The organism is Nonomuraea sp. NPDC050153 (assembly GCF_044460125.1).
Lineage (GTDB): Bacteria > Actinomycetota > Actinomycetes > Streptosporangiales > Streptosporangiaceae > Nonomuraea.
In genome coordinates this window covers 1-25545 of record NZ_JBITJQ010000024.1, presented here as the reverse complement: position 1 = coordinate 25545, position 25545 = coordinate 1, and the positions used below count along the sequence as shown (strand labels likewise).

General features: G+C 71.5%; 23 protein-coding genes. 12 read left to right on the top strand and 11 right to left on the bottom strand.

Annotated features, from left to right (window positions below; translation table 11 throughout):
• The first annotated feature begins 132 nt into the window (after positions 1-132).
• Together ACIBQ1_RS41130 and fdxA are read left to right on the top strand one after the other, a co-directional pair.
• Entirely contained in the window at positions 133-1107 is a 975-nt protein-coding gene (locus ACIBQ1_RS41130) for an NAD(P)/FAD-dependent oxidoreductase (protein WP_397285707.1), read from the top strand.
• A gap of 12 nt (positions 1108-1119) precedes the next feature.
• Positions 1120-1461 carry a ferredoxin gene (gene fdxA, locus ACIBQ1_RS41125; RefSeq protein ID WP_397285705.1) on the top strand — a complete coding sequence of 114 codons (342 nt, stop codon included), beginning with the start codon at positions 1120-1122 and terminating at the stop codon, positions 1459-1461.
• Here fdxA and ACIBQ1_RS41120 read toward each other — a convergent pair whose 3' ends face one another.
• The 6 genes from ACIBQ1_RS41120 to ACIBQ1_RS41095 form a co-directional block, all read right to left on the bottom strand.
• Positions 1462-2232 carry an enoyl-CoA hydratase/isomerase family protein gene (locus ACIBQ1_RS41120; protein ID WP_397285703.1) on the bottom strand — a complete coding sequence of 257 codons (771 nt, stop codon included), beginning with the start codon at positions 2230-2232 and terminating at the stop codon, positions 1462-1464. It lies immediately after the preceding gene.
• 8 nt (positions 2233-2240) lie between these two features.
• A complete protein-coding gene (locus ACIBQ1_RS41115; protein WP_397285701.1) occupies positions 2241-4547 on the bottom strand; it encodes a CoA transferase in 2307 nt (768 codons plus the stop codon).
• 92 nt (positions 4548-4639) lie between these two features.
• Positions 4640-6214, bottom strand: coding sequence for an AMP-binding protein (locus ACIBQ1_RS41110; RefSeq protein ID WP_397285700.1), 1575 nt, complete (start codon positions 6212-6214; stop codon positions 4640-4642).
• A gap of 166 nt (positions 6215-6380) precedes the next feature.
• Positions 6381-8333, bottom strand: a complete 1953-nt coding sequence (locus ACIBQ1_RS41105) for an ABC transporter ATP-binding protein (RefSeq protein WP_397285698.1) — start codon at positions 8331-8333, stop codon at positions 6381-6383.
• Positions 8330-10066, bottom strand: coding sequence for an ABC transporter ATP-binding protein (locus ACIBQ1_RS41100; protein WP_397285696.1), 1737 nt, complete (start codon positions 10064-10066; stop codon positions 8330-8332). The genes ACIBQ1_RS41105 and ACIBQ1_RS41100 overlap by 4 nt, the downstream gene beginning before the upstream one ends.
• Entirely contained in the window at positions 10066-10662 is a 597-nt protein-coding gene (locus ACIBQ1_RS41095) for a TetR/AcrR family transcriptional regulator (protein ID WP_397285694.1), read from the bottom strand. The genes ACIBQ1_RS41100 and ACIBQ1_RS41095 overlap by 1 nt, the downstream gene beginning before the upstream one ends.
• A gap of 101 nt (positions 10663-10763) precedes the next feature.
• On the opposite strand from ACIBQ1_RS41095, the gene ACIBQ1_RS41090 reads away from it, so the two are divergent.
• The 5 genes from ACIBQ1_RS41090 (at position 10764) to ACIBQ1_RS41070 (ending at position 16206) form a co-directional block, all read left to right on the top strand.
• Positions 10764-11711: a DMT family transporter gene (locus tag ACIBQ1_RS41090; RefSeq protein ID WP_397285692.1), complete on the top strand. Its 948-nt coding sequence runs from the start codon at positions 10764-10766 to the stop codon at positions 11709-11711.
• A gap of 105 nt (positions 11712-11816) precedes the next feature.
• Positions 11817-12899, top strand: a complete 1083-nt coding sequence (locus ACIBQ1_RS41085) for a hypothetical protein (protein ID WP_397285690.1) — start codon at positions 11817-11819, stop codon at positions 12897-12899.
• Positions 12900-12915: 16 nt separating this feature from the next.
• On the top strand, positions 12916-14058 hold the full coding sequence (locus ACIBQ1_RS41080; RefSeq protein ID WP_397285688.1) for a toxic anion resistance protein: 1143 nt from the start codon (positions 12916-12918) through the stop codon (positions 14056-14058).
• Positions 14055-15599 carry a substrate-binding domain-containing protein gene (locus ACIBQ1_RS41075; protein WP_397285686.1) on the top strand — a complete coding sequence of 515 codons (1545 nt, stop codon included), beginning with the start codon at positions 14055-14057 and terminating at the stop codon, positions 15597-15599. Before ACIBQ1_RS41080 ends, ACIBQ1_RS41075 begins: the two co-directional genes overlap by 4 nt.
• Entirely contained in the window at positions 15586-16206 is a 621-nt protein-coding gene (locus ACIBQ1_RS41070; RefSeq protein WP_397285684.1) for a hypothetical protein, read from the top strand. Before ACIBQ1_RS41075 ends, ACIBQ1_RS41070 begins: the two co-directional genes overlap by 14 nt.
• Positions 16207-16218: 12 nt before the next feature.
• Here ACIBQ1_RS41070 and ACIBQ1_RS41065 read toward each other — a convergent pair whose 3' ends face one another.
• Positions 16219-17268 carry an aldo/keto reductase gene (locus tag ACIBQ1_RS41065; protein ID WP_397285682.1) on the bottom strand — a complete coding sequence of 350 codons (1050 nt, stop codon included), beginning with the start codon at positions 17266-17268 and terminating at the stop codon, positions 16219-16221.
• 105 nt (positions 17269-17373) lie between these two features.
• Positions 17374-18600, bottom strand: coding sequence for a cytochrome P450 (locus ACIBQ1_RS41060; RefSeq protein WP_397285680.1), 1227 nt, complete (start codon positions 18598-18600; stop codon positions 17374-17376).
• 246 nt (positions 18601-18846) lie between these two features.
• Between ACIBQ1_RS41060 and ACIBQ1_RS41055 the strand changes: the two genes are divergently transcribed.
• A complete protein-coding gene (locus ACIBQ1_RS41055) occupies positions 18847-19041 on the top strand; it encodes a DUF5999 family protein (RefSeq protein WP_397285678.1) in 195 nt (64 codons plus the stop codon).
• Positions 19038-19508, top strand: a complete 471-nt coding sequence (locus ACIBQ1_RS41050) for a hypothetical protein (RefSeq protein WP_397285676.1) — start codon at positions 19038-19040, stop codon at positions 19506-19508. The genes ACIBQ1_RS41055 and ACIBQ1_RS41050 overlap by 4 nt, the downstream gene beginning before the upstream one ends.
• Here ACIBQ1_RS41050 and ACIBQ1_RS41045 read toward each other — a convergent pair.
• The gene (locus ACIBQ1_RS41045; protein ID WP_397285674.1) at positions 19472-21568 is read right to left on the bottom strand and encodes an ATP-binding protein; all 2097 of its coding nucleotides are present in this window, start codon (positions 21566-21568) and stop codon (positions 19472-19474) included. The two genes, ACIBQ1_RS41050 and ACIBQ1_RS41045, sit on opposite strands and share 37 nt — an antisense overlap.
• 453 nt (positions 21569-22021) lie before the next feature.
• On the opposite strand from ACIBQ1_RS41045, the gene ACIBQ1_RS41040 reads away from it, so the two are divergent.
• Complete coding sequence (locus ACIBQ1_RS41040; RefSeq protein ID WP_397285672.1) at positions 22022-23260, top strand: nitrate/nitrite transporter; 1239 nt, start codon at positions 22022-22024, stop codon at positions 23258-23260.
• A gap of 209 nt (positions 23261-23469) precedes the next feature.
• Positions 23470-23907: a hypothetical protein gene (locus ACIBQ1_RS41035; RefSeq protein WP_397285670.1), complete on the top strand. Its 438-nt coding sequence runs from the start codon at positions 23470-23472 to the stop codon at positions 23905-23907.
• A 100-nt stretch (positions 23908-24007) separates the two neighbouring features.
• Here ACIBQ1_RS41035 and ACIBQ1_RS41030 read toward each other — a convergent pair whose 3' ends face one another.
• Both ACIBQ1_RS41030 and ACIBQ1_RS41025 read right to left on the bottom strand, forming a co-directional pair.
• The gene (locus ACIBQ1_RS41030) at positions 24008-24340 is read right to left on the bottom strand and encodes a hypothetical protein (protein ID WP_397285668.1); all 333 of its coding nucleotides are present in this window, start codon (positions 24338-24340) and stop codon (positions 24008-24010) included.
• A 23-nt stretch (positions 24341-24363) separates the two neighbouring features.
• The gene (locus tag ACIBQ1_RS41025; protein WP_397285666.1) at positions 24364-24825 is read right to left on the bottom strand and encodes a CocE/NonD family hydrolase C-terminal non-catalytic domain-containing protein; all 462 of its coding nucleotides are present in this window, start codon (positions 24823-24825) and stop codon (positions 24364-24366) included.
• Positions 24826-24860: 35 nt separating this feature from the next.
• Between ACIBQ1_RS41025 and ACIBQ1_RS41020 the strand changes: the two genes are divergently transcribed.
• Positions 24861-25545, top strand: a 685-nt coding sequence (locus ACIBQ1_RS41020; RefSeq protein ID WP_397285664.1) for a hypothetical protein, incomplete at its 3' end; no start/stop codon positions are given.

Genomic DNA, 25545 nt, shown 5'->3' with positions numbered 1-25545 from the left:
GACCGGCCCAGTGCGGCATCCCGCCCAGCGGACCGTGTCCCGCTGAGCGAGCCGTGTTCCGGTCAGCGGGCCGCGACCCGTGGGAAGCCGCCCAGACGCTGTGTAGCTTCCGTGGCCGGAAAGGAGACCGACGTGGAGATCGAAACCGATATCGCGATCATCGGAGCGGGGCCGACCGGGCTCTACGGCGCGTACTGCGCGGGCTTCCGCGGCCTGCGCACCGTGCTCGTCGACGCGCTGCCCCAGGTCGGCGGGCAGATCTCGGCACTGTACCCGGAGAAGGAGATCCGGGACGTGGCCGGCGTCCCCGGCGTACTCGGGCGTTCGCTGGTGGCGGCGCTCGCGGCCCAGGCGGCCGCGTACGACCCGGTGCACCTGCTCGGGCGGCAGGCGGTCGAGCTGCGCCGCGACGAGGACCCGCGGCCGGTCGTGGTGCTGTCCGACGGCACGGCGGTCCGCGCCGGGGCCGTCGTGCTCACCTCGGGCATCGGGACGTTCACCCCGCGGCCGCTGCCGGCCGGTGAGGAGTGGCTGGGCCGGGGGCTGACGTACTTCGTGCCGGACCCGTCCGCGCACGCCGGCCATCATGTCCTGGTCGTGGGCGGCGGGGACAGCGCGGTCGACTGGTCGCTGGCCCTGGCGCCGCTGGCCAGGTCGGTCACGCTGGTGCACCGCCGGGCGGCGTTCCGCGCGCACGCCGGCGGCGTCGCGGCCGCCCGCGCCGCGGGGGTCCGCATCGTCGTGGACAGCCAGGTGGTCGGCCTGTCCGGCGAGGAGCGGGTCGAGCGGGCGCACCTGCGCACGCGCGGCCAGGGCGACAGCACCGTGCCCGCCGACTCCGTCGTCGCCGCGCTCGGGTTCATCAGCGAACTCGGCCCGCTGGCCGGCTGGGGACTGTCGCTGCGCGGCAGGTCCGTCCTGGTCGACCAGCGCATGCGTACGGGCCTGCCCCGCGTGTACGCGGCCGGCGACCTCGCCGAGTACGACGGCAAGGTCCGCCTGATGTCGGTGGGCTTCGGCGAGGTGGCCACCGCGGTGAACAACGCCGCCGTCGAACTCGACCCCGAGCTGTCCCTCTTCCCCGGGCACTCCACGGAAAGCGTCTGACAGGAGACCTTCATGAGCTACGTCATCGGCCCCGCCTGCGTCGACGTCAACGACCGCGCGTGCGTGGACGTGTGTCCCGTCGACTGCATCTACGTCGGCGACCGCAAGAGCTACATCAACCCCGCCGAGTGCATCGACTGCGGGGCGTGCGAGCCGGAGTGCCCGGTGGACGCGATCTTCGTCGACCGCGCCGCCCGGGGCGACGAGACGCGCACGCTCTTCCTCGACGACTCCAGGGCCTTCTTCACCGAGGTGCTGCCCGGCCGCGACGAACCCCTCGGCAGCCCGGGCGGCGCCCGCAAGGTCGGCGACCTCGGCGCCGACACCGCGATGGTGACCGGCTACGGCACCTGATCAGCGGCCGGTGAACCGCGGGGGGCGCTTGTCCAGGAACGCCTGGAGCCCCTCGGCGGTGTCCCGGGTGCGGATCAGCTCCAGGACCGCCTGCCACTCCAGTTCGAGCGCCTGGTCGAGGGGCAGGTCGTACCCGGCGTCCACGACGCGCTTGAGCAGGCCGATCGTGGCGGTCGGCCGGGCCGCCAGGTCCTCGGCGTGCCCGGCCACCACGCGGTCGAAGTCGTCGTCGTCGGCCACCACGTCCACCAGCCCCAGGTCCAGCGCCTCGGCCGCCGACAGGCGGGCGCCGTCGATCATCAGGCGCTTGGCGCGATGCGGGCCGAGCAGGCGCGGCAGCCGCTGGCTGCCGCCCGCCCCGGGGAAGAGGCCCAGCTTCATCTCGGGGAAGCCGATGGTCGCCGAGGCCGCCAGGACGCGCAGGTCGCACGCGAGCGACAGCTCGGCGCCGCCGCCCAGGGCGTGCCCGTTCATCGCCGCGATCACCGGCTTGGGCGCGCGTTCGAGCAGGCGCTGCACCTCGACCCAGCGGCGCATCTTGACGTGGTTGGCCACGGAGAGGTCGCGCATCACGGCGATGTCGGCCCCCGCCACGAAGAAGCGGCCGGTCCCGCGGATGACGAGGCAGCGGACCGACGGGGCCTCCGCCAGCGGCGGGATCACCTCCAGGAACTCCTCGATCAGCGCCGGGTCGACGGCGTTGGCGGGCGGCCGGTCGATGACGACGGTGGCCGTCCCCCCGTCACGCCGCACATCCAGATATTTCGTCATCCGCGCTCCTATTCCAGGACGCCGGCGTCACGCAGCCGGGCAAGCTCTTCGTCATCCATGGCGAGCAGGTCCTTCAGCACCCGGTCGGTGTGCTCGCCCAGCAAGGGGGCCGATGCCGTCAGCGCTCCCGGGGTGGCGGACATGCGTACCACGATGCCCTCGTGCCGCACCGGGCCGATCAGCGGGTGCTCCAGCACCGGGTAGAAGCCGCGTGCGGCCAGGTGCTCGTCGGCCTCCACCAGGTCCTGGCCGGTGGCGACGACGGCGGCGGCGACGCCGAGCCCCTGCAACTCGGCGGCCAGCTCCGCGCCGTCGCGCTCCGCGCACCAGGCCGACAGCGCGGCGTCGATCTCGTCCTCGCGGCGGCGCCGCTCCTCCAGGCTCGCGGACGCGAGTCGCGGCAGTCCGGCGTGCCCGGCCAGCCGCCGCCATTCCTCGTCACCCTGGACGGCCAGCGCGATCCAGCGGTCCTCACCCCTGACCGGGTAGACGCCGTGCGGGACCATGCGCGGGTGCCGGTCCCCGGGTGGTGGGCCGGTGCGGCCTTCGCCGAGCTCCGCCTCCAGGACGGCCGGCCCCATCGACGCGGCCATCGCCTCCAGCTGGGAGAGGTCCACGTGCCCCCCGCGTCCCGCCGCGACCAGGTCCAGGACGGCGAGAACGGCCGAGTTCGCGGCCACCATGTCGCCCAGCCCGAAGGTCAGCCCCTGCGGCGCCTCGCCGGGATCGGCGGTCTCGCTGGTGAGGCCGGACATGGCGGCGAGCGTGTCGGCGAAGGTCACCGCGTTGCGCCAGGGGCCGCTCTGCCCGACCCCGGCCATCGACACCAGGATGACGCCGGGCCGCAGCTGCGCCAGCCGGTCGTAGGACAGCCCCCACCTGGCCAGGACCCCGGGGCTGAAGTTCTCGACGACCACGTCGCACTCGGCGGCCAGGCGCCGCAGCACGTCGAGGCCGGGCTCGGTGCGCAGGTTGAGGGCGACGCCGCGCTTGCCCCGGTTGAAGTTGACGAAGTAGCCGCCGTCGTCGATCCCGGCATCGGGCCGCAGCCGCATCGACGGGGCGAAGCGCGTGGGGTCGCGCCGGTGCCGGGATTCGATCTTGATGATGTCCGCGCCGTGCTCGGCCAGCGTCCTGGTGGCGTACGGGCCGGCCAGCACCCAGGTCAGGTCCAGGACGCGGATCCCGTCGAGCGGGCGCGCGGCGGGTCCGCGACCCGCGTCGCGGCGGTCACGGGGGCGCTCGCTCCGCCAGGGCGTCCCGGCGGGGGCGGGTCGCGGCTCGGTGAGGCGCACCGGACGGGGAAGGGCCGCGAACGGGAACCCGACGTCGACGACGCCGTCCTCGGGCAGGCCCTCACCCAGGACGCGGGTGAAGAACCCACGATCGGCGAGTTGCGGGTTGGCGGGCAGGCTCGTGGCGGTGGCGACCTCCGCCCACGGCAGCGCGCGGGCCCGCCCCTGCTCCCCGAGGGAGGCGGCGGAGCGCCTGGCGACGAACCTGGCCACGACCTCGTCCACGTGCTCGCGCCCCCGCCAGCGGAAGACGGGCTCGGACCACTTCTCCTCGGTCAGGTCCTCCGCCTCGCCCGATTCCGCCATCCAGGCGAGCAGATCGGTCCACATCCGGTCGCTGCCGGAGTATCCGCCCGCGACGTGCCCGTCGGCGGCGCGGAAGATCCGGTGGGCCACGTGTTCGTACACGCCGCCGGTGCGGGACGGGTACCGCCCCGCGTGGATCCAGGCGATGGCGCCCGTCTCAAGGGTGGCGGCCACCGCCTCCTGCGCGGAGACGTCGATGAGCTGCCCCTGTCCCGTGCGGTCGCGGGCGATGACGCCGAGCAGCGCGGCGATGGCGGCGTGCGCCCCAGCGAGCTGCGTGGCCTGCTCGCGGGGCGGGGGCTTGGGCGGCCCGCCGGGCTTGCCGCCCAGCCAGGCCATGCCGCCGGCCGCCGCGACCACGAGATCGTCGGCGCGCCAGCCGCTGCGGGGGCCGGTCGTGCCGAACGGCGTGACCACGACGTGGACGGCGTGCGGCCAGCGCGAGGCGACCGCGCCGGAGTCCGTCCGCACGCCGCGCAGCTCCGCGAGCGGGCCGCTCTCCACGACCACGTCCGCCTGCCCGGCCAGCCGGTCGAGCGCGCCGGGGCTCACCGGCGCGCTCACGACCCGCTTGCCCGCGTGCCAGTGCAGGGCCTCGGCCCGCGACAGCGCCGGGAGCCGCGGGCGTTCCACGCGTACGACGTCGGCGCCGAGGCCGACCAGCAGCCGCGCCCCGTTGAAGGCCAGATCGTCGGTGAGGTCGAGAACCCGCAACGTCGTCTCCTCCCGTATGTGCCGGAGGCTCGACGCTAGAGCCCGGAATTCACCGGGCGCGACCGTACCGGTCTGTCCAGCGGTCCACGCGATCACGTCGGCGTGGCACAGGCGTCCCATGCGTCGGACGGCACCCCCTGGTCGCGCAGGTCGCCCTTGACCACCTTCGTCGAGGCGTTGCGCGGCAGGGCGTCGAGCACGCGCACGTACCGGGGGACGGCGTGGCGCGGGAGCCGGTCCAGGCACCAGGCGTGCACCTGCGGCGGGCTCAGCACGGCTCCGGGGGCCGCGGTCACCGCCACCAGCACCTCCTCCTCGGTCAGCTCCGACGGCACGCCCACCGCGGCCGCCTCCAGGACGCCCGGCATCGCGGCCACCGCCTGCTCCACGTCCCAGGTCGCGATGTTCTCGCCGCGCCGCCTGATCACGTCGGCGCGACGGCCGGCGAAGTGGAGGAAGCCGTCGTCGTCGAGCCGGCCGCGGTCGCCCGTCATGAACCAGCCGTCGCGCAGGACCTTGCCGGTGGCGGCGGGGTCGCCCGCGTACCCGCTGAAGATCATCCGGTCGGCTCTGGGCCTGACGGTGATCTGCCCGATCCGGCCCGCCGGGACCGGCAGGCCGTCCTCGTCCCTGATCACCACCTCGTACTCCGGGACGGGCCGTCCGGCTGCGCCGGGCCGCCGGGCGCCGGGCGAGCTCGCCGCCACGTCGCCGAGTTCGGTGCACGCGTACGCCTCCAGCAGCAGCACGCCGAACCGCTCCTGGAACCGCCTCGTCAGGTCCGCCGGCGCCGGGCCCCCGTAGGCGCGGCGCACCTGGTGCCGGGTGTCGGAGCCGGTGGCGGGCGCGCGTTCCAGGATGGCCGCGACCGCGCCCATGAAGTTGAACGCGGTGACCCCCTCCCGCCGGCAGATCTCCCAGAACCGGGAGGCGGAGAAGCGCGGGTGGGCCACCAGCGTGGCGCCGGAGATCAGGGCGGGCAGCAGGCCCGCGTGCCGGACGTTGATGTGGTTCCAGGGGAAGACGTTGAACAGCACGTCCCCCGCCTCGTAGCCCATGGTGCGGGTCACCCGCCGGGCGTGCCGCACCCCGGCGAAGTGCGGCAGCAGCGCGCCCTTGGCGCGGCCGGTGGTCCCCGAGGTGGCCATGACGACGGCGGGGTCCGCCGGTCCGGGCCGCCACGCCGGAAGGCGGCGCGGGGCGGCGAGCAGGTCGTCGAGCCCGGTCGCGCCCGGCAGCTCGGCCGCCTCCCGCCCGGTCACGAGCACCACGTGCTCCGTCCCCTCGGCCAGCGCGATCAGCTCGGGGTTGGCGCGCAGGACGTCCGTCCCGGCGATGAGCAGGCGCGCCCCGGTGGCCTCGGCCAGCCGCCGGGCCGCGTCCAGCCGCACGTCCAGGGCCAGCGGCACCTCCACGGCGCCCAGCCTGGCCAGGGCGAACATCACCTCGACCAGCCTCGGCCCCGGTGGCAGGCACGTGAGGACCCGGTCCCCGCCTGTCACCAGGCCCGCGAGCCCGGCCGCGACGGCGGTCGCCCGCTCCAGGCACTCCCCGACCCGCAGCGAGGCGCCGTCGTCGAACCGCACGAGCTCCGCCTCCGGCACGGCGGCGGCCCGGCGCTCCAGCAGGTCGAGCATCGTCTCCGGCGAGGCCGCGACATCGTCCATGTTCTCCCTCACGATCAGGACATCCCACCCATCGGACGTGGATGACAGGATGTCCCATCCCTCGGCGGAGGGCCCACGGGGGGTGCCCGGCCGCGTCACCGCGATCGTCACCCGGAACGGCAACGCCCGCACCGACGCCACGCCGGACCACCGGGCTAGTCCGGGGCTAGTCCACCTCCACCGCGGCCTGGGCGAACTGGGCCGAGTACAGCCGGGCGTAGGCGCCGCCCTCGGCCAGCAGCGACTCGTGCGTGCCCTGCTCGACGATCCGCCCGTTCTCCATGACCAGGATCAGGCTGGCGTCGCGGATCGTGGACAGCCGGTGGGCGATCACGAAGCTGGTGCGCCCCTCGCGCAGCGAGCTCATCGCCCGCTGGATGAGCACCTCGGTGCGGGTGTCGACCGAGCTGGTGGCCTCGTCCAGGATCAGGATCGCCGGCTCGGACAGGAACGCCCGGGCGATCGTGATCAGCTGCTTCTCGCCCGCGCTGACCGTCGCGCCCTCCTCGTCGATCACCGTGTCGTAGCCGTCGGGCAGCGTGTGCGCGATGCGGTCCACGTGGGCGGCCTCCGCGGCGGCCTCGATCCGCTCGCGGGTGGCGCCTTCCGCCCCGTAGCCGATGTTCTCCGCGATCGTGCCGCCGAACAGCCAGGTGTCCTGCAGCACCATGCCGATGTTGGCGCGCAGCTCCTCCCTGGACATCTCGGCGATGTCGACGCCGTCGAGCGTGATGCGGCCGCCGGTCACCTCGTAGAAGCGCATGATGAGGTTGACCAGCGTCGTCTTGCCCGCTCCCGTGGGGCCGACGATGGCCACGGTCTGGCCGGGCTCCACGGTCAGCGACAGGTTCTCGATCAGCGGCCGGTCCGGCGCGTACCGGAAGGACACGTCCTCGAACGCCACCCGGCCCCTGAGCTGCGCGGGCCTGGCGGGCTCGGCGGGCTCCCCGGACTGCTCGGGAGCCTCCAGCAGCTCGAAGACCCGCTCGGCCGAGGCGACGCCCGACTGCACCAGGTTCGCCATGCCGGCCACCTGGGTCAGCGGCTGGCTGAACTGCCGCGAGTACTGGATGAACGCCTGCACGTCGCCCAGCGAGATCGAGCCCGAGGCCACCTTGAGCCCGCCCACCACGGCGACCAGCACGTAGTTGAGGTTGCCGATGAACATCATCGCCGGCTGGATGAGCCCGGAGATGAACTGGGCGCGGAAGCTGGAGGTGAACAGGGCGTCGTTGTGCCGGTCGAAGGTCTCGGCGGCCTCCTTCTGCCTGCCGAACACCTTGACCAGCGTGTGCCCGCCGTACATCTCCTCGATGTGGCCGTTGAGCTTGCCCGTCGAGGACCACTGCTTGATGAACTGCGGCTGCGACCGCTTGCCGACGACGGCGGTGACGTAGACCGACACAGGTACGCTGACCAGCGCGATGAGCGCCAGGACCGGCGAGATCCAGAACATCACCGCCAGCACCGCCACGACCGTCAGCACCGACGAGATGAGCTGGCTCATCGTCTGCTGCAGCGACTGGGCGATGTTGTCGGTGTCGTTGGTGGCGCGGCTGAGGATCTCGCCGCGCGGCTGGCCGTCGAAGTAGCTCAGCGGCAGCCGCGTCAGCTTGGCCTCGATCCGCTCGCGCAGCCGGAACGCCGCCCGCTGCACGACGGTCGTGGTCAGCCGGAACTGCACGATCCCGAGCAGCGCCGCCAGCAGGTAGACCGCCAGCGCCCAGGCCAGCACCTGGGCCAGCGCGGTGAAGTCGATGCCGTGGCCGGGCACCACGTTCATCGACGACACCATGTCGGCGAACGTGCCCTGGCCCCTGGCGCGCAGGTCGGCCACGGCCTGCTCCTTGGTGCCCCCGGCGGGCAGCTGGGCCCCGATGATGCCGGAGAAGATCAGGTCCGTGGCGTGGCCGAGGATCTTGGGGCCCGTCACGGTCAGCGCGACGCTGGCAGCGCCGAGAGCCAGGACGAGCGCCAGCAGCGGGCGCTCGGGGCTCAGCAACCGCAGCAGGCTGCGGAGCGTGCCGCCGAAGTCGAGGGCCTTCTCGGCGGGCCCGGACATCATCCGGCCCGGACCGAAGGCGGGCTGGGGCCGGCGCGCCGGCGCTTGAGTCGTCATGCCGCGGCCTCCTGTTCGGTGAGCTGGGACAGCACGATCTCCCGGTAGGTCGGGCAGGTCGTCATGAGCTCGGCGTGGGTGCCGCTGCCGACCACGCGGCCGTCGTCGAGCACGAGGATGCGGTCGGCGTCGCGGATGGTGTTCACCCGCTGGGCCACGATGACGATCGTGGCGTCGGCGATCTCCTCGGCCAGCGCCGCGCGCAGCCGGGCGTCGGTGGCGTAGTCGAGGGCGGAGAAGGAGTCGTCGAACAGGAAGATCTCGGGACGGTGCACGAGCGTCCTGGCGATGGCCAGGCGCTGGCGCTGGCCGCCGGAGACGTTGGTGCCGCCCTGGGAGATCGGCTCGTCCAGGCCGCCGGGCATCGCCTCGACGAACTCCCGGGCCTGGGCCACCTCCAGGGCCTTCCACAGCTCCTCGTCGGTCGCGTCCGGCTTGCCGTACCTCAGGTTGGAGGCGACGGTGCCGGAGAAGAGGTAGGGCGACTGCGGCACCAGGCCGACCGCGCGGGCGAGCACGGCCGGGTCGAGGTCACGCACGTCGACGCCGTCGACCAGCACCTCGCCGGCGGTCGCGTCGAACAGGCGCGGGACGAGATTGAGCAGCGTCGTCTTGCCGCTGCCCGTGCTGCCGATGATCGCGGTGGTACGGCCGGGCCGCGCCGAGAAGCTCACGCCGCACAGCACCGGCTCCTCGGCGCCCGGATACCGGAAGTCCACGGACCGCAGCTCCAGCTCGCCGAGGTGGCGTTCGGGGGCGATCGGCCTGGCCGGCGGGTGGACGGTCGGCTCGGTGCCGAGCACCTCGTCGAGGCGCTCGGCGCAGACCTCGGCCCGCGGGATCATCATGAACATGAACATCGCCATCATCACCGACATGAGGATCTGCATCAGGTAGGAGATGACCGCCGTGAGCGCGCCCACCTGCATGGACCCGTCGGCGATGCGGTGTGCGCCGAACCACACCACGGCGACGCTGGACAGGTTCACCACCAGCATCACCGAGGGGAACATCAGCGCCATCAGCCGCCCGACCCGCAGCGACACGTCGGTCAACCGGTCGTTGGCCACGCCGAAGCGATCGCCCTCGTGCTTGTCGCGGACGAAGGCGCGGATGACCCGGATGCCGGTGATCTGCTCGCGCAGCACCTGGTTGATCCGGTCGATGCGCTCCTGCATCGTGCGGAAGAGCGGGCGCATGAGCATCACGATCACGCCCACGATGACGATCATCACGGGCAGCACGACGAGCAGCAGCGACGACAGCGCCGCGTCCTGGCGCAGCGCCAGCACGATGCCGCCGACGCACATGATCGGCGCCGCCACCATCATCGTGAACGTCATGAGCACGAGCAGCTGGATCTGCTGCACGTCGTTGGTGGTCCGGGTGATCAGGGACGGCGCGCCGAACCTGTTGACCTCCTGGGCGGAGAAGTCCTGCACCCGGTGGAAGATCGCGGCCCGCAGGTCCCGGCCCAGGGCCATCGAGGTCCTGGCGCCGTAGTAGACGGCCACGATCGAGCAGACGATCTGGATGAGGGTCACACCGAGCATCACCAGCCCGATGCGCATGATGGCGCCGGTGTCGCCCTTGACGACGCCGTCGTCGATGATGTCGGCGTTGAGGGTGGGAAGGTAGAGCGTGGCCAGTGTCTGCACGAACTGGAAGAGGACCACGAGTGTGATCTCTTTCCCGTACGGTCTGAGCTGGACCCGCAGAAGACGGAGCAGCATCAAGAGGCGCTTTCTGTCGATGGGGTGGTTGGGGGCCGCACGAGCAGCCCGTCGAGCAGAACAGAGACGATCTCCTCGTCGTCCATGTCTCCGAACTCGCCGATCTGGCCGAAGCCGCGGTGCACGGTCGTCGCGATCAGCACGACCAGCAGCTCCGCCGCGGCCTTGGGAGAGCGGCGCAGCCGGTCGCGGTCGGGCTCGATCAGGGCGGCGAGCCCGTCCACGATCACGCGCCGGCCGTCCATGATCTGCTTGAAGAACTCGGCGTCGTCCTTCATCAGCTCCTTGGGCACGGCCATGAGGTTGGCGTTGGCCCTCATCCCCGTCCGCAGCATCGCGACCGCCTCGCGCAGCCGCTCGCGCAGCCCGGCCCGCGCGCCGATGGCCGCCAGCGCGTCCGCCGCGGGCCGCGGGTCGAACGCGGCCATCAGCGTCGCCCGCAGCAGCGAGGCCTTGTCGGGGAAGACGCCGAAGATCGTGCCCTCGGCCACGCCCGCGGCCTCGGCGATCTGACGGGTGCTCACCGCGGTTCCGTACTCGCGCAGCAAGGGGAGCGTGGCGGCAATGAGCGCGGCACGGCGGTCTTCCGGGGCCATGGCCGGCACCCTTCGCCTCCTGTTCATAGCGAGCCATCCTAATGAGCGAGTACTCACTCGTTCAAATGGTTATATGTCGGACCGACCGCTACGCTCCATCCGTGCTCAAACCTTGGTTGCCCGGTTTCCTGCTGCTCGCCGCCATCTGGGGCAACAGCTTCTTCTTCATCAAGGTCGCGGTGGACGTCCTGCACCCGCTCCAGGTCTCCTTCGGCCGGATGGTCATCGGCGCGCTGGTGCTCCTGGTGGCCGTGCTGCTCGGCGGCAGGCCGCTGCCGCGCGACCCGCGCCTGTGGGGCCACTTCCAGATCGCCTCGATCGTGCTCACCACGCTGCCGTTCACCCTTTTCGCGTACGGCGAGCAGTACGTCTCCTCCGTGGTCGCGGCCATCTGGAACGCCACCACCCCGCTCTGCACGCTGGCCTTCACCCTGCTGCTGCGCACCGAGAAGGCGACCACCGGCCGGGTGGCAGGCCTGGGCCTGGGCTTCGCGGGCGTCATGGTGGTGCTCGGGATCTGGCAGCCGATGGCCGGCGGGCAGCTCGCCGGCAGCCTGGCCTGCTTCGCCGCCGCGGCCTGCTACGGGATCGGCGGCGCCTACATGGGCCGCTTCATCACCGGCCGGCGTCCCGAGCCGCCGGTCGTCCTGGCCGCCGGGCAGTTGCTCAGCGGCGCGGCCCAGCTGGCCGTGATCACGCTGCTGGCCGGGGTGCCGCTGGTGGACCCGCACGCGCCCGCCGCCGTCTGGTGGAGCCTGGCCGGGCTCGGCGGGCTCGGCACGGGGCTGGCGTACCTGCTGCTCTACTGGGTGCAGGTCCGGGCCGGGGTCACCACGACCTCCACGGTCACCTACCTGCTGCCGGTCTTCGCCGCGGTCTCCGGGGTGGTCGTCCTGGGCGAGGGAATCAGCTGGAACCAGCCGGTCGGCGCCCTCGTCATCCTCGCCGCCATCGCCCTCACCCAGCGCGCCGCCCCTCGCCCCGCCCCCTCCCACCCAGATCAACCGGGGGTCACCGAGAACGGGACGGAGCCTGCGCCCCGGCCGTGAACGGGGGATGAATTCTGCCGTACGGTCGCCTTTCCGCACGCGCGGGCCCGGCAATCGCCATCCCATAATTCCTGTCATGGGGGTTGTTTCAAGAAACAGGATGCGATGAAGCGCTGGATCGGTGTCATTCTGGCGGTGGTTCTGGCCGGGGTGGCGGTCGCGGCCTTCCTCTTGGGGAACCGGGCGGACGAGGCCCCGGAGGCGCTCGTGGTGCGGGGGGTCATCGGATCGGAGAAGAAGCCGTTCTTCGACGATCCCCGGGTGAAGGCGGCCTTCGCCAAGCACGGGCTGCGGGTGGAGGTGGACACCGCCGGGTCGCGGCAGATCGTCACCGATGTGGACCTCGGCCGCTACGCTTTCGCCTTTCCCTCCAGCGTTCCCGCCGCCGAGCGGATCAAGCGCGACCGCAAGGCGGTCACGACGTACTCGCCGTTCTACTCGCCGATGGCGGTGGCCACGTTCGAGCCGATCGCGAAGCTGCTGGTGAAGGCGGGCGTGGTCCGCGATTCCGGCAAAGGCTACCAACTCTTAGATATCCGGAAATATCTCGATTTAATAGCTAAAGGCACTCGCTGGGATCAGCTTCCCGGTAATTCGGATTACCCGGCTCGCAAGCGGATCCTCCTCACCACCACCGACATCCGTACGTCCAACAGCGCCGCCATGTACCTGTCGGCCATCGGCTACGTCGCCAACGGCGAGGATGTGCCCACCTCCGCCGCCCAGATCGCCAAGATCGCCCCGATGGTCGGCCCCGCCGTTCTCGACCAGGGCTTCTCCGAGTCCACCAGCGAGGCGTCGTTCGACGACTACCTGGCGCTGGGCGCGGGCAAGACGCCGATGCTGGTCGTCTACGAGGCGCAGTACCTGGCGCACGTCTTCGCCGGCGACGGCGCGATCAAGCCCGAGATGCGGCTGGTGTACCCGTCGCCGACCGTGCTCAGCAAGCACACGCTGGTCCCGCTGACCGAGCCGGGCGACCGGGTGGGGCGGCTGCTCACGAAGGACGCGGAGCTGCAGTCGCTGGCGGCCGCGTACGGCTTCCGCACCACCGACCCGCAGGCGTTCGCCGGCCTGGTCGCCAAGACCGGGGCGCCGGCGGCGGCCGACCTGGTGGACGTCGTCGAGCCGCCCACGTACGAGCGGCTGGACCAGCTCATCACCACCATCGACTCCGCCCGTCCCTAGCAAGGAGATCCCGCACGTGTCCGATCTGGTGCTCACGCCGCCCGAGCCGGTCGCCCCGGTCCCGGCCGAGACGGCGGCCACCATGCTGCCGATCGCCGACGAGCGCGCCGCCGAGCTGGCCGCCAGGGCCCGCGACTTCGCCGGCGAGCTGAGCGGGCTCGACCACCGCTCCCCCGAGTTCTCCCGCAAGGTGCACGACATCGCCTCGATGGGCGGCACCGAGATCAAGTCAGCCTCCCAGGTGGCCAACCGCATGCTCAAGCGGCCGGTCGCCGCCCTGGACGCGGCCAGGGGCGAGGGCGCCGACGCCCAGTCCCGGGTGGCCAAGGAGCTGGTGGCGCTGCGCCGCACCGTCGTGGACCTGGACCCGAAGCAGGCGGCGAGCGGGACGCGCAAGCTGCTGGGCCTCATCCCGTTCGGCGACCGGCTGCGCGACTACTTCGCCAGGTACCAGTCCGCGCAGAAGCACCTCGACGACATCATCCGGGCGCTGAAGTCCGGCCAGGACGAGCTGCTGCGCGACAACGCCGCCATCGAGGGCGAGAAGGCGAACCTGTGGGAGACGATGACCCGCCTGCAGGAGTACGCGGTCATGGCCCAGGCCATGGACGCCGCCCTTGAGGAGCGCATCACGCTGGCCGACGAGGAGCGGGCCACGGCGCTGCGGTCGGACGCCCTGTTCACGGTGCGCCAGCGCCACCAGGACCTGCTCACCCAGCTCGCCGTGTCGGCCCAGGGCTATCTGGCGCTCGACCTCGTACGCAAGAACAACCTGGAGCTGAGCAAGGGCGTGGACCGCGCCACCACGACCACGGTCGCGGCGCTGCGCACGGCGGTCACGGTCGCGCAGGCGCTGGCGAACCAGAAGCTGGTGCTCGACCAGATCACCGCGCTCAACGCCACGACCGGCGACCTCATCCTGGCCACCAGCGAGATGCTGCGCACCCAGGCGGGCGCGATCCAGAACCAGGCGGCCTCCACGACCGTGGACCTGGACACGCTGCGGCAGGCGTTCGACAACGTCTACGCCACGATGGACACGATCGACGCGTTCCGGGCGAAGGCCGTGGACAACATGGCGGCCACCGTCGACAGCCTGTCCGCCGAGCTGGGGCACGCCAAGGCGTACCTCGAACGCGCCCGGGAGAACGATCGATGAGACGAGCCCTGCCCCTCATCCTGCTCGCCGCCCTGCTGGCGGGCTGCGGCGGGGGCGAGGAGCCCGCCGACGCGCCCGACGTGCTGCGGGTGCTGGCCGGCAGCGAGATCAAGGACCTCGAACCGCTGCTCCAGCGGGCCGGGAAGGAGGCCGGCGTCAAGGTGCGGCTCACCTACACCGGCACGCTCGACGGAGCCGAGCAGGTCGCGAGCGGCCGCGCCGACGGCCGGCTGGACGCGGTCTGGTTCTCCTCCAACCGCTACCTGTCCCTGATCGACGGCGCCCAGGCCCGGCTGTCCACCCAGACCAAGATCATGGTCTCGCCCGTCGTGCTGGGGCTGAAGCCCGCCAAGGCCCGCGAGCTCGGCTGGGACGCCAGGCAGGTCACCTGGGCCGACATCGCGCGGGCGGCCAAGGAGGGCAGGTTCGGCTTCGCCATGACGAACCCCGCCTCCTCCAACTCCGGCTTCTCCGCCCTGGTCGGGGTGGCCGCGGCGCTGTCGGACGCGGACGGCGCGCTGAGCGCCGAGCAGGTCGCGTCGGTGACGCCGCGGCTGAAGGAGTTCTTCTCGGCGCAGCGCCTGACGGCGGGCTCGTCGGGGTGGCTGGCCGACGCCTACGCCCGCGACCCGCGCGTGGACGGCATGGTCAACTACGAGTCGGTCCTGCTGGGGATGCGCGACCCGCTCACGCTCGTCTACCCGTCCGACGGCGTGATCACCGCCGACTACCCGCTCACGCTGCTCGCCTCCGCCCCCGAGCCCAAGAAGGCCCTGTACGGCAAGCTCACCACCTGGTTGCGCAGCCCCGCCGTGCAGAAGGACATCATGACCGGCACCCACCGCCGGCCGATCGTGCCGGGTGTGGCCCCCGACCCGCGCTTCGGCGGGAGGCAGCTGATCGAGCTGCCGTTCCCCAACCGGCGCAGCACCGCCGACGAGCTGATCACCACCTACCTCAACCAGGTGCGGGTCCCGGCGGAGGCGCGGTTCGTGCTGGACACCTCCGGCTCGATGGCGGGCGAGCGGATCGAGGCGCTGCGCCAGGCGCTGGTCGCCCTGACCGGCGCCGACACCTCGGCCTCGGGCGCGTTCTCGCGTTTCAGCAACCGCGAGGCCGTCACCATGATCCCGTTCAGCGGCGCGCCGCTGAAGCCGGTGCCGTTCACCGTGCCCGAACGCGACCCGGAGCCGGTGCTCGCCAAGATCAAGGCGTTCGCGGAAGGGCTCTCCGCGGGCGGCGGCACCGCGATCTACGACAGCCTCACCGCCGCCTACGAGCAGCCGGTGACGCCCGGCCACTACACCTCGATCGTGCTCATGACCGACGGCGACAACACCGACGGCTCCGACTACGCCGCCTTCGAGGCCCGTTACCGGGCGCTGCCGGCGGATCGGCGGGCGCCGGCGTTCGTGGTGCTGTTCGGCGAGAGCGACGTCGAAGAGATGCGCAAGGTCGCCGAGCTGACCGGCGGCGCCGTGTTCGACGCCCGTAAGACGTCGTTGAGCAGCGCGTTCAAGGAGATCCGTGGCTATCAGTGAGCGCGTCCTGCGGTACCTGGGCTCGAACAGGAACATCGCCGGCTCCTGCCTGGCGCTGCTCGGCCTGGTGGCCCACTTCCTGGGCCTCGCGGGCGCGTTCTGGCCGGTGATCGTGGTCGCGCTGTACGGGGTGGGCGCGCTGCTCGCCCCGCCCGAACGGGTCCGGCTGACCATCTCGCACGCCGAGGTGGAGACGCGGGCGCTGCGGGCCGACCTGGACACGCTGCTGCGGCGCGTCGCCGGGCGCTTCCCCGGCGACGTGCACGCGGCGGTGGACGCGCTGGCCGAGGTCCTGAGGGGCGTGCTGGACCGCGCCGAGCAGCTCACCGCCTCCCCCGACCAGCTGCACGTGGTGTCGCAGACGATCCGCCAATACCTGCCCGCCAGCCTGGAGGCGTACGCGAACCTGCCGCGCGGCTACGCCCTCACCCGCCGCGGCGGGCGGGAGCGCAGCGCGCACGAGGAACTGCTCGCCCAGCTCGGCCTGCTCGACGCCCAGCTGCGCAAGGTGGCCGAGGCCATCCACCGGGGGGACGAGCAGGCGCTGCGCGATCAGGGCCGGTTCCTGCGGGACAAGTTCGGCGGCTCCGAGCTGGACCTCGGCTGAGCCCGTCGGCGATCAGCCCGCGGCCCGGTCGGAGAGCAGGCGGCGCCGGCGGCTGGTGTCCGTCAGCGCCGGGCGGCGCCAGGCGCCGTCGGGCTGGTAGAGGTTGGCGCCCGGCGGGATGATCTCGTCGATGCGGTCGAGGGCCGCGTCGTCGAGGGTGAGCATGGCGCCCTTGAGCGTCGCCTCCAGCTGCTCCATGGTGCGCGGGCCGATGATCACCGAGGTGACGGCCGGGTGCGCGGCGGGGAAGGCGACCGCGAGCTCGGGCAGCGAGCAGCCGAGGTCCGTCGCCAGCTCGATCAGCTGCTCCACCACCTCCAGCTTGGCGGCGTTCTCGGGGATGGCGGGGTCGAAGCGGCTCGGCACGAGCGACGCGCGGCCGGTGGTCAGGTCGATGGGCTGCCCCTTCCTGAACCGGCCGGTCAGGAAGCCGGAGGCGAGCGGGCTCCAGGTCAGCACGCCCATCCCGTACCGGTGGCACACCGGCAGCACGTCGGCCTCCACGCCGCGGGCGAGGAGCGAGTACGGAGGCTGCTCGGTCCTGAAGCGCCGCAGGCCGCGGCGCTCGGCGACGTGGTGCGCCTCGACGATGTCCTCGGCGGGGAACGTCGAGCAGCCGAAGGCCCGGATCTTCCCCTGACCGACGAGGTCGCCCAGCACGTCGAGCGTCTCCTCTATGTCGGTGGCGTGGTCGGGCCGGTGCACCTGGTAGAGGTCGATCCAGTCGGTCTGGAGCCGCTTGAGGCTCTCCTCGACCTCCTTGAGGATCCAGCGCCGCGAGTTGCCGTGCCGGTTCGGCCCCTCCCCCATCGGGAAGTGCACCTTCGTGGCGAGCACGACGTCGTCACGGCGGCCCCGCAGCGCCTTCCCCACGATCACCTCGGACTCGCCGGCCGAGTACATGTCGGCGGTGTCGATGAAGTTGACGCCCTGGTCGAGGGCGTGGTGGATGACGCGGGCGCAGTCGTCGTGGTCGGGATTGCCGACCGCGCCGAACATCATGGCGCCGAGACAGTGGACGCTCACCTCGATGCCCGTGCCGCCGAGGACGCGGTAACGCATGATCAGGCTCCTAGCGATGCCGTTGAGGGTGCTGGACGTGCGTCGGAGCCTACGATCTAGAGCCGACTCTAGATCAAGCCGGCTTTTCCGGGGGCCGGCGGCGGGCTACGCGGCGTTCGGGAGGCGCAGGTGGACGGGGAGGGCCGTCAGGCCGTTCATGATCTGTGACGGCGTCCTGGTCATGCTCTCTGCGGGCACCGCCAGGCACAGGTCGGGGAAGCGGTCCAGCAGCGCGCCGAACGCGATGCGGGCCTCGACCCGGGCGAGCGGCGCGCCGACGCAGTAGTGGATGCCGTGCCCGAAGGCGACATGCGTCGGGGCTTCCCGGGTGATGTCCAGCGAGGCGCCCCGCAGGAACGTCCGCGGGTCGCGGTTGGCGGCCATCAGGGAGAAGTACACCACCGAGCCCGCCGGGAGCATCACCCCGCCGGTCTCGACGGGCTGCGCGGTGCGGTACGACAGGGTGCTCTGCACGGGCCCGTCGTGGCGCAGCAGCTCCTCGATCGCGGGTTCGAGCAGTTCGGGGCGCCTGCGGAGCAGGGCGAGCTGATCGGGGTGGGTGAGCAGGGCGCGCATGCCGTTCCCGATGAGGTTCACCGTCGTCTCGTGGCCGGCGATCACCAGCAGGAAGATCATCGAAGTCAGCTCGTCCTGGGTGAGCCCCTCCCCGCCGTCGCGCGCCGCGATCAGGTCCGAGAGCAGGTCGTCCTGCGGGTCGCGCCGCTTCTTCCCGATCAGTTCGCGGCTGTAGCCGAGCAGCGAGGCGACGGCCGCGTGGAACTCCTCGTAGCTGTAGATGCCGGGGGACACGGCCGGCAGCGTCCACTCGCGGAAATCGGCCCGCTCCGCCTCGGGGATGCCGATCAGCTCGCAGATCACGCCGATCGCCAGCGGGTACGCCAGCTCGGCGATGAGGTCGACGGTCCCCCGGCCGTCGGCCACGGCGAGCAGATCGTCGGTGATCTGCCGGATCCGCGGGATGAGCCTCTCGACCCGGCGGCGGGTGAAGGCCGACGTCACCATCCTGCGCAGGCGGGGGTGGTCCGGCGGGTCGCTGTTGAGCATGGTCGTGTGGATGCCGCGCGCCACGTCCTCGGGCAGTTGCCGCGCGTACGCCCCCGACGTCCAGCCGCCCTTGACCAGCCGCGGATCGGACAGCAGCGCCCTCGTCTCGGCATGGCCGGTCACCAGCCACGCCGGCATGCCGCTCGGCGTCGTGATCGGGTGAATGGGCCCGTTGGCGGCGAGGCCGGCGTAGACATCGTGCCGCTCGTCGCCGTGAACGGCGGTGAACGGCGTCGGCCCGGATTCTCTGGGCGCGGAATCAGACAAGACAATCCCCCATTGCTTTGGTCATTGATTTACCGGCGAAAAACGTAACTCGTGGGGGTATGCAGGCCGTTGACGGAAAGTAGACGCCCATTTGAATGAAGGCCCCGGGGCGGGCCGAGGACTACGTACGTACGCAGGACGGACTAGGTAGTCATACAGGTGTCTTTCCCGTGCCGTTCGCGCGGCCGCCGAACGCACGATGGATGCATCGACAGCACCGTCGAGGAATCGAAGGAATCGTCAACCATGTGCAAGCACCGGCCTCGGTGCCCATCCGCGTACGCCAGCGACCACGACGCCGCCCATCTGGTGGCCTTCCACCCCGAGCAGGGATGGGGCCTGCTCTGCAACGGCGTGGTGGTCTTCGAGGACACGGGCGCGCTGCTGCCCGACGGGAGCAGCGTCCCCTCCGATCGACTCGCATGTGGGAGTGCGGCATGAACCACTACGTCTTGATGGATCAGAACACCGGGCAGCATCTCGACCTGGGCGCCCTGGGCCGGGCCTGGGACTGGATCAGGGCCAGGGCCCAGGGCGCCGACGAGAGCCGGGGCCCGGGCGAGCGGATCGACTCCTGGACGCTCTCCTCGGACGCGCGGACGCGGCGTCGCATCCGTGCCCGGCTGTCCTCATGGGGGCTCGGCGAACTGGCGGACTCCGCCACGCTGCTGGTCGGCGAGCTGATCGCGGACCACGCGCGCGGGCCGTACCAGGTGACCGTCTGGGCCACCGACGGCGTGCTGCGCTGCGAGGTCGAGGCGGAGGGCGCGGACGACGCGCCGGTGCCGGCCGACCTGAGCGCGTTCCGGCGGCTGGCGTGCTGCTGGGGCACCGCGGGCACGGCCTTCTGGTTCGAGATCCCCGTGAACGATCAGGGCGAGTGCCGCAACTCGGGGCGGGCCTCCTGAGGCCGGACCGCGTAGGTGACGGCGCGGTCGACGCCGAGCTTGGTCCCATGGCGGAACGCGGAGGTGAACGCCGGTTTCCCGAGGGCGTGGCGGGCCTGCCGCGCACACTGCTCGTGCCAGGTGGCGTGGTAGCACAGCCGTTCGGGCGCGGCGCCCGCCGCCTGCCACAGCGAGTGCGCCGCTCCCAGCAGCTCGGCGGCCCTCTCGTGCTCGTCCCGGGCGCCGGCGATCCAGGCCAGCACCTCCAGGCACTGGGTGAGGCACCAGCGGTCGTTGATCTCGCCGGTGAACCGCGCGGCCGCCGTCAGGAGCGCCTCGGCCTGCGTGTAGTCGCCCAGGTTCCACCGCGCCACGCCGAGCGCGAACTGGGCGTACGCGCGTGACACCAGTGCGTGATGGGTCTCGCTCAGGGCCAGCAGCTCTTCGCCGAACTCCGCGGCCAGGCCGGGGTCCTCGGTCGATCCGTACGCGGCCGCGAAGTAGAGGTTGAACATGAGCCCGTCCATGTCGTTCAGGGCCCGGTGGAGGGCGAGCGACTCGCACAGCAGCGCGAGGCCGTGCCGGGTGTCGCCGGCGGTGCAGGCGGCCACGCCCTCGGTCCGGACGGCGTACGGCACGAGGTCCTCGTATCCCAGACTGCCGGTGAGCTCTCGGCACTCCTCCAGCCGCGGAATCGCCCCGTCGAGATCCCCCTGGCGCAGGGCGAGCATGCTGTCCACCCAGAGCGCCGTCGCCCGGGTCCGGCCCGGCTCCGGCACCAGCCCCAGGCCGTGTTCGATCCAGTAGCGGCCCTCGGTGAGCGCGCCGGCGAGCACCCAGAAGCACCACATCGCGGACGCGGTGCCCAGCCCCAGGGGCGCCAGCGCCGGCTCGTTCAGGCAGGTCTGGAGCGCGACGCGGATGTTGGGCAGCTCCCGGCGCAGGGCCAGGTAGCGCTCCAGCTGGTCGGACACCAACTGGTCGGTCCGGTGCGTCTCCGTGAGTTCGCGGTAGTGGCCGATGAAGCGCCTGCGCAGCCAGTGCCGCTCGGCGGGCGCCAGCTGCTCGCCGCCGTACGCGCGCAGGCTCTCCAGCATGCGGAAGCCGGGCCCGTCCCGGAACAGCACCGACTTGTCCACCAGCCCGGTCAGGAGGTCGAGCACGTCGAGCGAGTCGATGCCCTCGCCCGAGCACACCGTCTCCGCGGTCTCCAGGTCGACCCCTCCGGCGAACATCGACAGCCTGGCCCACAGCCGCTGCTCCTCGGGCGAGCACAGCCGGTAGCTCCATTCGATGGTCGCCCGCAGTGTCTGGTGCCGCGGCAACGCCATGGGGCCGCCGGCGGCCAGCACGTCGAAGCGCCGGTCCAGTTCGTACGCGAGCTCGTCCAGGGACAGGTTACGCAGCCGCGCCGCGGCCAGCTCGATCGCCAGCGGGATCCCCTCCAGCCGCCGCACCAGCCGCACCACGCAGGCGAGGTTGCCCGCCTTCAGGGAGAAGCCCGGCACGACGTGCGCCGCGCGCTCCACGAACAGGCGCACCGAGTCGTGCCTGGCCACCTCCCTCACGGTGCGGCCGGGCGTCATCGGGCCGGGCCGCGCCACCTCGTGGAGCGCGCGACCGGCCAGGACCTCCTCGTGGGGCGCGCGGCCGGGCCCGGGCACGGACAGCGGCGGGACCGGGAGCACCTGCTCGCCGTGCACGCCCAGCGAGTGCCTGCTGGTCACCAGGATCCGCAGGCGGGGCGTGGCGTGCAGCAGCCGCTCCACGAAGTGCGCGCAGAGCAGGCCCAGGTGCTCGCAGTTGTCCAGGACCAGCAGCATCCGCCTGCCCCACAGGTGCTCCACCAGCAGCCCCATGGGGTCGGGGTGGGAGTCGCGCAGCCCCAGCGCCGCCGCCACCGCCGGTTCCAGCAGCTCGCCGGTCTCCAGGGTGGCCAGCTCGATCACCTCGACGCCGTCCCGGTATCTCTTCCGCAGGCTCTCCGCGAGCTTGAGCGCCAGCCGGGTCTTGCCGACGCCGCCGGGGCCGGTCAGGGTGAGCAGCCGCGTCCTGGACAGCGCGTCCCGCGCTGCCGACAATTCACGCCTTCGCCCAACGAAGGGGGATTTATCCAACAAAAGCGTCATGAGGGGTCCCGCCGCTCCCGTGAGGCACCGAACGGCACGGCCCCCGCTCGTAGCCCGCGCGAAGGCGAAGCATTCTGTGCGGCCATCGTCATGTGCATCCAACCGTCAGGCGCCGGCCCACGATGCCGTCGGCGCCAAGCCTCCACCCCCAGGTTATTCCGGCCTGTTTTCCCATGCGGCCGGCCGGAGCCGCCGGAGACGGGTGTTCTCATTTCCCGCCAACAGGCGTTCCCCACTTCTTTTGCCAAGGTGCGCGCAGAATTTTGCCGGAGGCGATTCCGGTGAAGCGGCTTTTGGCCGTCGCGCGTCATCCGGCTGAACGTGACCACGGCGACCGGCCTCCGAGGCGCGACTCTGTATGATTATCTGGACACGCAAAGTGCGTGCCACAGAAGGGCCCCCGCCGTGAGCCTCACCCCGGAGCCGGTCGTCGTCCGGCACCCCTACCGCTGGGTCGTGCTGGCGCTGGCATGGGCCGCGTTCACGATGACCGCTGTGGACCGTTCCACCTGGGGCCCCGCCTCGGTGGCGGTGGGCGAGCACCTCGGCGTGTCCCTGGCCGGGCTCGGCGCGTTCGCCACGGGCTATTACGTGGGTTACGTCCTCTCCAACGCCGCGGGCGGGGTGCTGACCGACTGGCTCGGCCCCCGGGTGGTCGTCGGCTGCTCGCTCTTCCTCGCCGGCGGGTTCATGATCCTGTTCGGCGAGACGGACTCCGTGGCGACGGGCATCGCGTTCCAGGCCGGGGTCGGGGTGTTCGCCGGGTGCGACTACTCGGCCGGGGTCAAGCTCATCTCCCAGTGGTTCCCGCCCGCGCACCGGGGGTTCGCCATGGGCGTGTTCATGACCGCGACCTCGCTGGGCACGGTGATCGCGAACGCGGTGGTGCCGAGCCTCATCGCCGCGTCCGGATGGCGTGCGTCCTACCACGTGTTCGGCGCCGTCTCGATGGCCGTCGCGGTCGTGTGCCTCGTGCTGCTGCGCGGGGCCGGCGGCGCCCACGTCGCGAGCGCGCCCCGGAAGGTGCCGGACCTGCGCCCGCTGGCCCGCAACCGGGACCTGTGGCTGCTCGGCCTGGCCGGGTTCGGCGCGCTGTGGGGCACCTACGGCTTCATCACCTGGTCCAACGCGCTGATGATCAAGGGCGGTCACCTCACTCCCGTGCAGGCCGGGGCCGTGGTCGCGATCTTCGGCGTCACGGCCGTCGCGGCGAAGCCGTTCATGGGCGTGGTGTCCGATCTGTTCGGCGGGCGGCGGAAGGTCCCGGCCGTGATCGTGCTTGCCGCCTTCGTCGTGACGTTGCTGGTGTTCGGCACCCGCGACAGCCTGAGCGGGTTCCTGTGGGTGGCGCCGTTCCTCGGAGTCGCGGCGTACGTGTACAGCCCGCTGATGATCGCGCTGATCCCGGAGCTCGCGGGGGTCCGGCTGGCCGGGTCCGCGGCCGGTGCGACGAACGCGTTCTGGCAGCTCGGCAGCACGGTCGTGCCGGTGGTGCTGGGCGCGGTGTTCCAGGCGACCCAGTCGTTCTTCTGGGCCTTCGCCACGCTCGCCGCAGGGCCGCTGCTCGGCATGATCCTTCTGCTGGGGGTCCGGGAGCACAGAGCCGGCGACAGGGTCCCCGCCGTGACGGCCATCGCGGGATAGGGGCAACGCGCAGCGGCTCCTGCGCCTGCGCCTGCGCCTGCGCCTGTGACCATCGTCGTCGGGTCGGGCGCGGATCAACAGGGCAGTGGATTACGATCTCCGTACATATGCGGACAAATCGTTGACCGTTCCAATTTCCCGGTGGTTAATCGAAAGGGAGTGCGCCGCTTTCAACGGGGGAAGCGGCCGTTCACGGCCATGGGGGAAACATGACCAGGAGTCTTGCCGGCATGCTCTTAGCCGCCACCGTCGCGACCGGGGTCATCGCGGTGACGCCGGCGGCGGCCTCGGCGTCCGAGCTGGGACAGAACGCCCAGACGTCGGGCACGGCGGCTCGTCCGCATCTGCTCGACTACAAGATCTACTTCGGCAAGTGCGAGGACACCTGCCGCATCAAGGTGCGGATCAAGAGCGTCACCCGCCTGAGGCTCTACGACGTCAGCCTGAACGCCCGCCTCTGGGTCAACGGCAAGAAGGTCGGGACCTGCTACGACTACGTCGGCAGCATCCGTCCCAAGGGCGTGCGCTGGGCCGGATGCACCGTACGGTCGTCGAAGCTCTCCACCATGTGGAACCGCTACCTCGACGGCGAGATCGACTTCAACACCGAGACCAAGACCAACGTCCACTACGAGTGGTACTCGTGACCGGCGGGCCAGAGGCCCTTCGACCTGCTTCAACGTAGAAGGTAGGCCGTTTGGCGACATGATCGTTCCATCCGGATTCCGGAGCAGGGCGTTTGGTGGATCACGATTCCCCCAGCGCTTTCTCGATGCGTTGGCCGGCCACCTCGCGCCGGCCGTCGATGCATGTGGCGTAGATCTTCAGGAGCACGTCCACGGTGTGCGCGGCCCGCCCGGCGACCTCGGGGGCGTGCACGCCGGCGTTGAGCCACAGCGACACCGCCGCGTGCCTCAGGTCACAGGGTCGCCGTGCCAGCGGAGAGGCGGCTTGCTCGGGCGCGAGCCCGAGCAAGCGGGTCGCCTGCACCACATTGTGGTGTAGGCGGAGCCGGAGAAGGTGCCGTTCATGGGTGACCAGGCCCACCCGGCGGAGTGCTTCGGTCGGGTTGTCGTGCATGGCTCTCTCCACGGGGCGGGCGATCAGGGAGCGGGTTCGCGCAGGTCGTCGATGTGCCAGGGGCCGATGCGCAGGCGGGATGGAGCGGGTCCGCCCACGATGACCTCTCGCGTGGCGGGCTCGCCGGGCAGGGCGCCCCACGGGTCGGCGCCGGGCGGGGCTTCGGGGACGTAGTGGGGGAAGTCGCTGCTCATGACGTCGAGTGCCAGGCGGTGGCCCGCGCGCAGCCGGTAGGCGATGCTCTGCAGGTCGATGATGACGTGCCCGCCTCGCGCTTCCACGTCGAGATGGGCCTGACCGTAGGCGATGAGGTACGCGCCTCCGTCGGGGGTCACATCCAGCAGGCGCGTGTGAACGTTCGCTCCCGCGGGGGCCGTGAGGCTCAGCAGCAGGTTCGCGGTGCCGACCAGGTCGGTGTCGTGGTCGCAGGCGGGTGCTGGTAGTTCAGCGACTCTTGGGTTGTCTGTCCGGAAGATCGTGGGCACCTCAAGTCAGGGAAGATCATGTAGGGTCCGGTGCCATGCGTCCGATGTCCTTGATTGTGCCATTACTCGCAGGTGTGCTCGCGAGCTCCGCATTGAGCGGAACGGCCAGCGCCGGGCCGGTTCCGACCGGCGCTGCCGCGCTCACCAAGAATCCGCTGTACAAGACGGAGAAATTCGCGGTGGACGGTTGCGAGGAGCCGTTCGCCGGGAGCGCCGATGTCGAGGTCTTTCGGCGTTACGTCAAGGACATGGACGTCTGTCTCGACAAGGCGTGGCGGCTGCTGCTGCGCAAAGCCGGGCTGCCTTACGGCAAGCCCAAGGTGCGATTCTCGTACGGCGACAGGGTCAAGACCTCCTGCGGCACCTTCACGGTCAACAACTCCGACAGCGTTTACTGCCTGCGCACCAAGACCATTCACATGATGGTCAACGACTATGGGCTGCGCGGTGAGATCGACAAGCCGAAACTGCTCGAAAGCCTGTCCATCGGGTACGCCTTCCACGTACAGAAGCTCGCGGGCATCCTGGACGCTCAGGTGAACCTGTCGAAGAAGGCGTCCAAGCGCGACGCGACCGCCCTCGGCAACAAGGCCGGGCTGCAAGCGCTCTGTTTGTCCGGAGCCCTGACCCTGCTGGTTAACTCGTCTCAGGCCGCGAGAGCGAGTTCTGCCAGTTCGAGGCGGGCAAGGTGGCTGGTGCGGGTCCGGTCGAGCGGGTTCC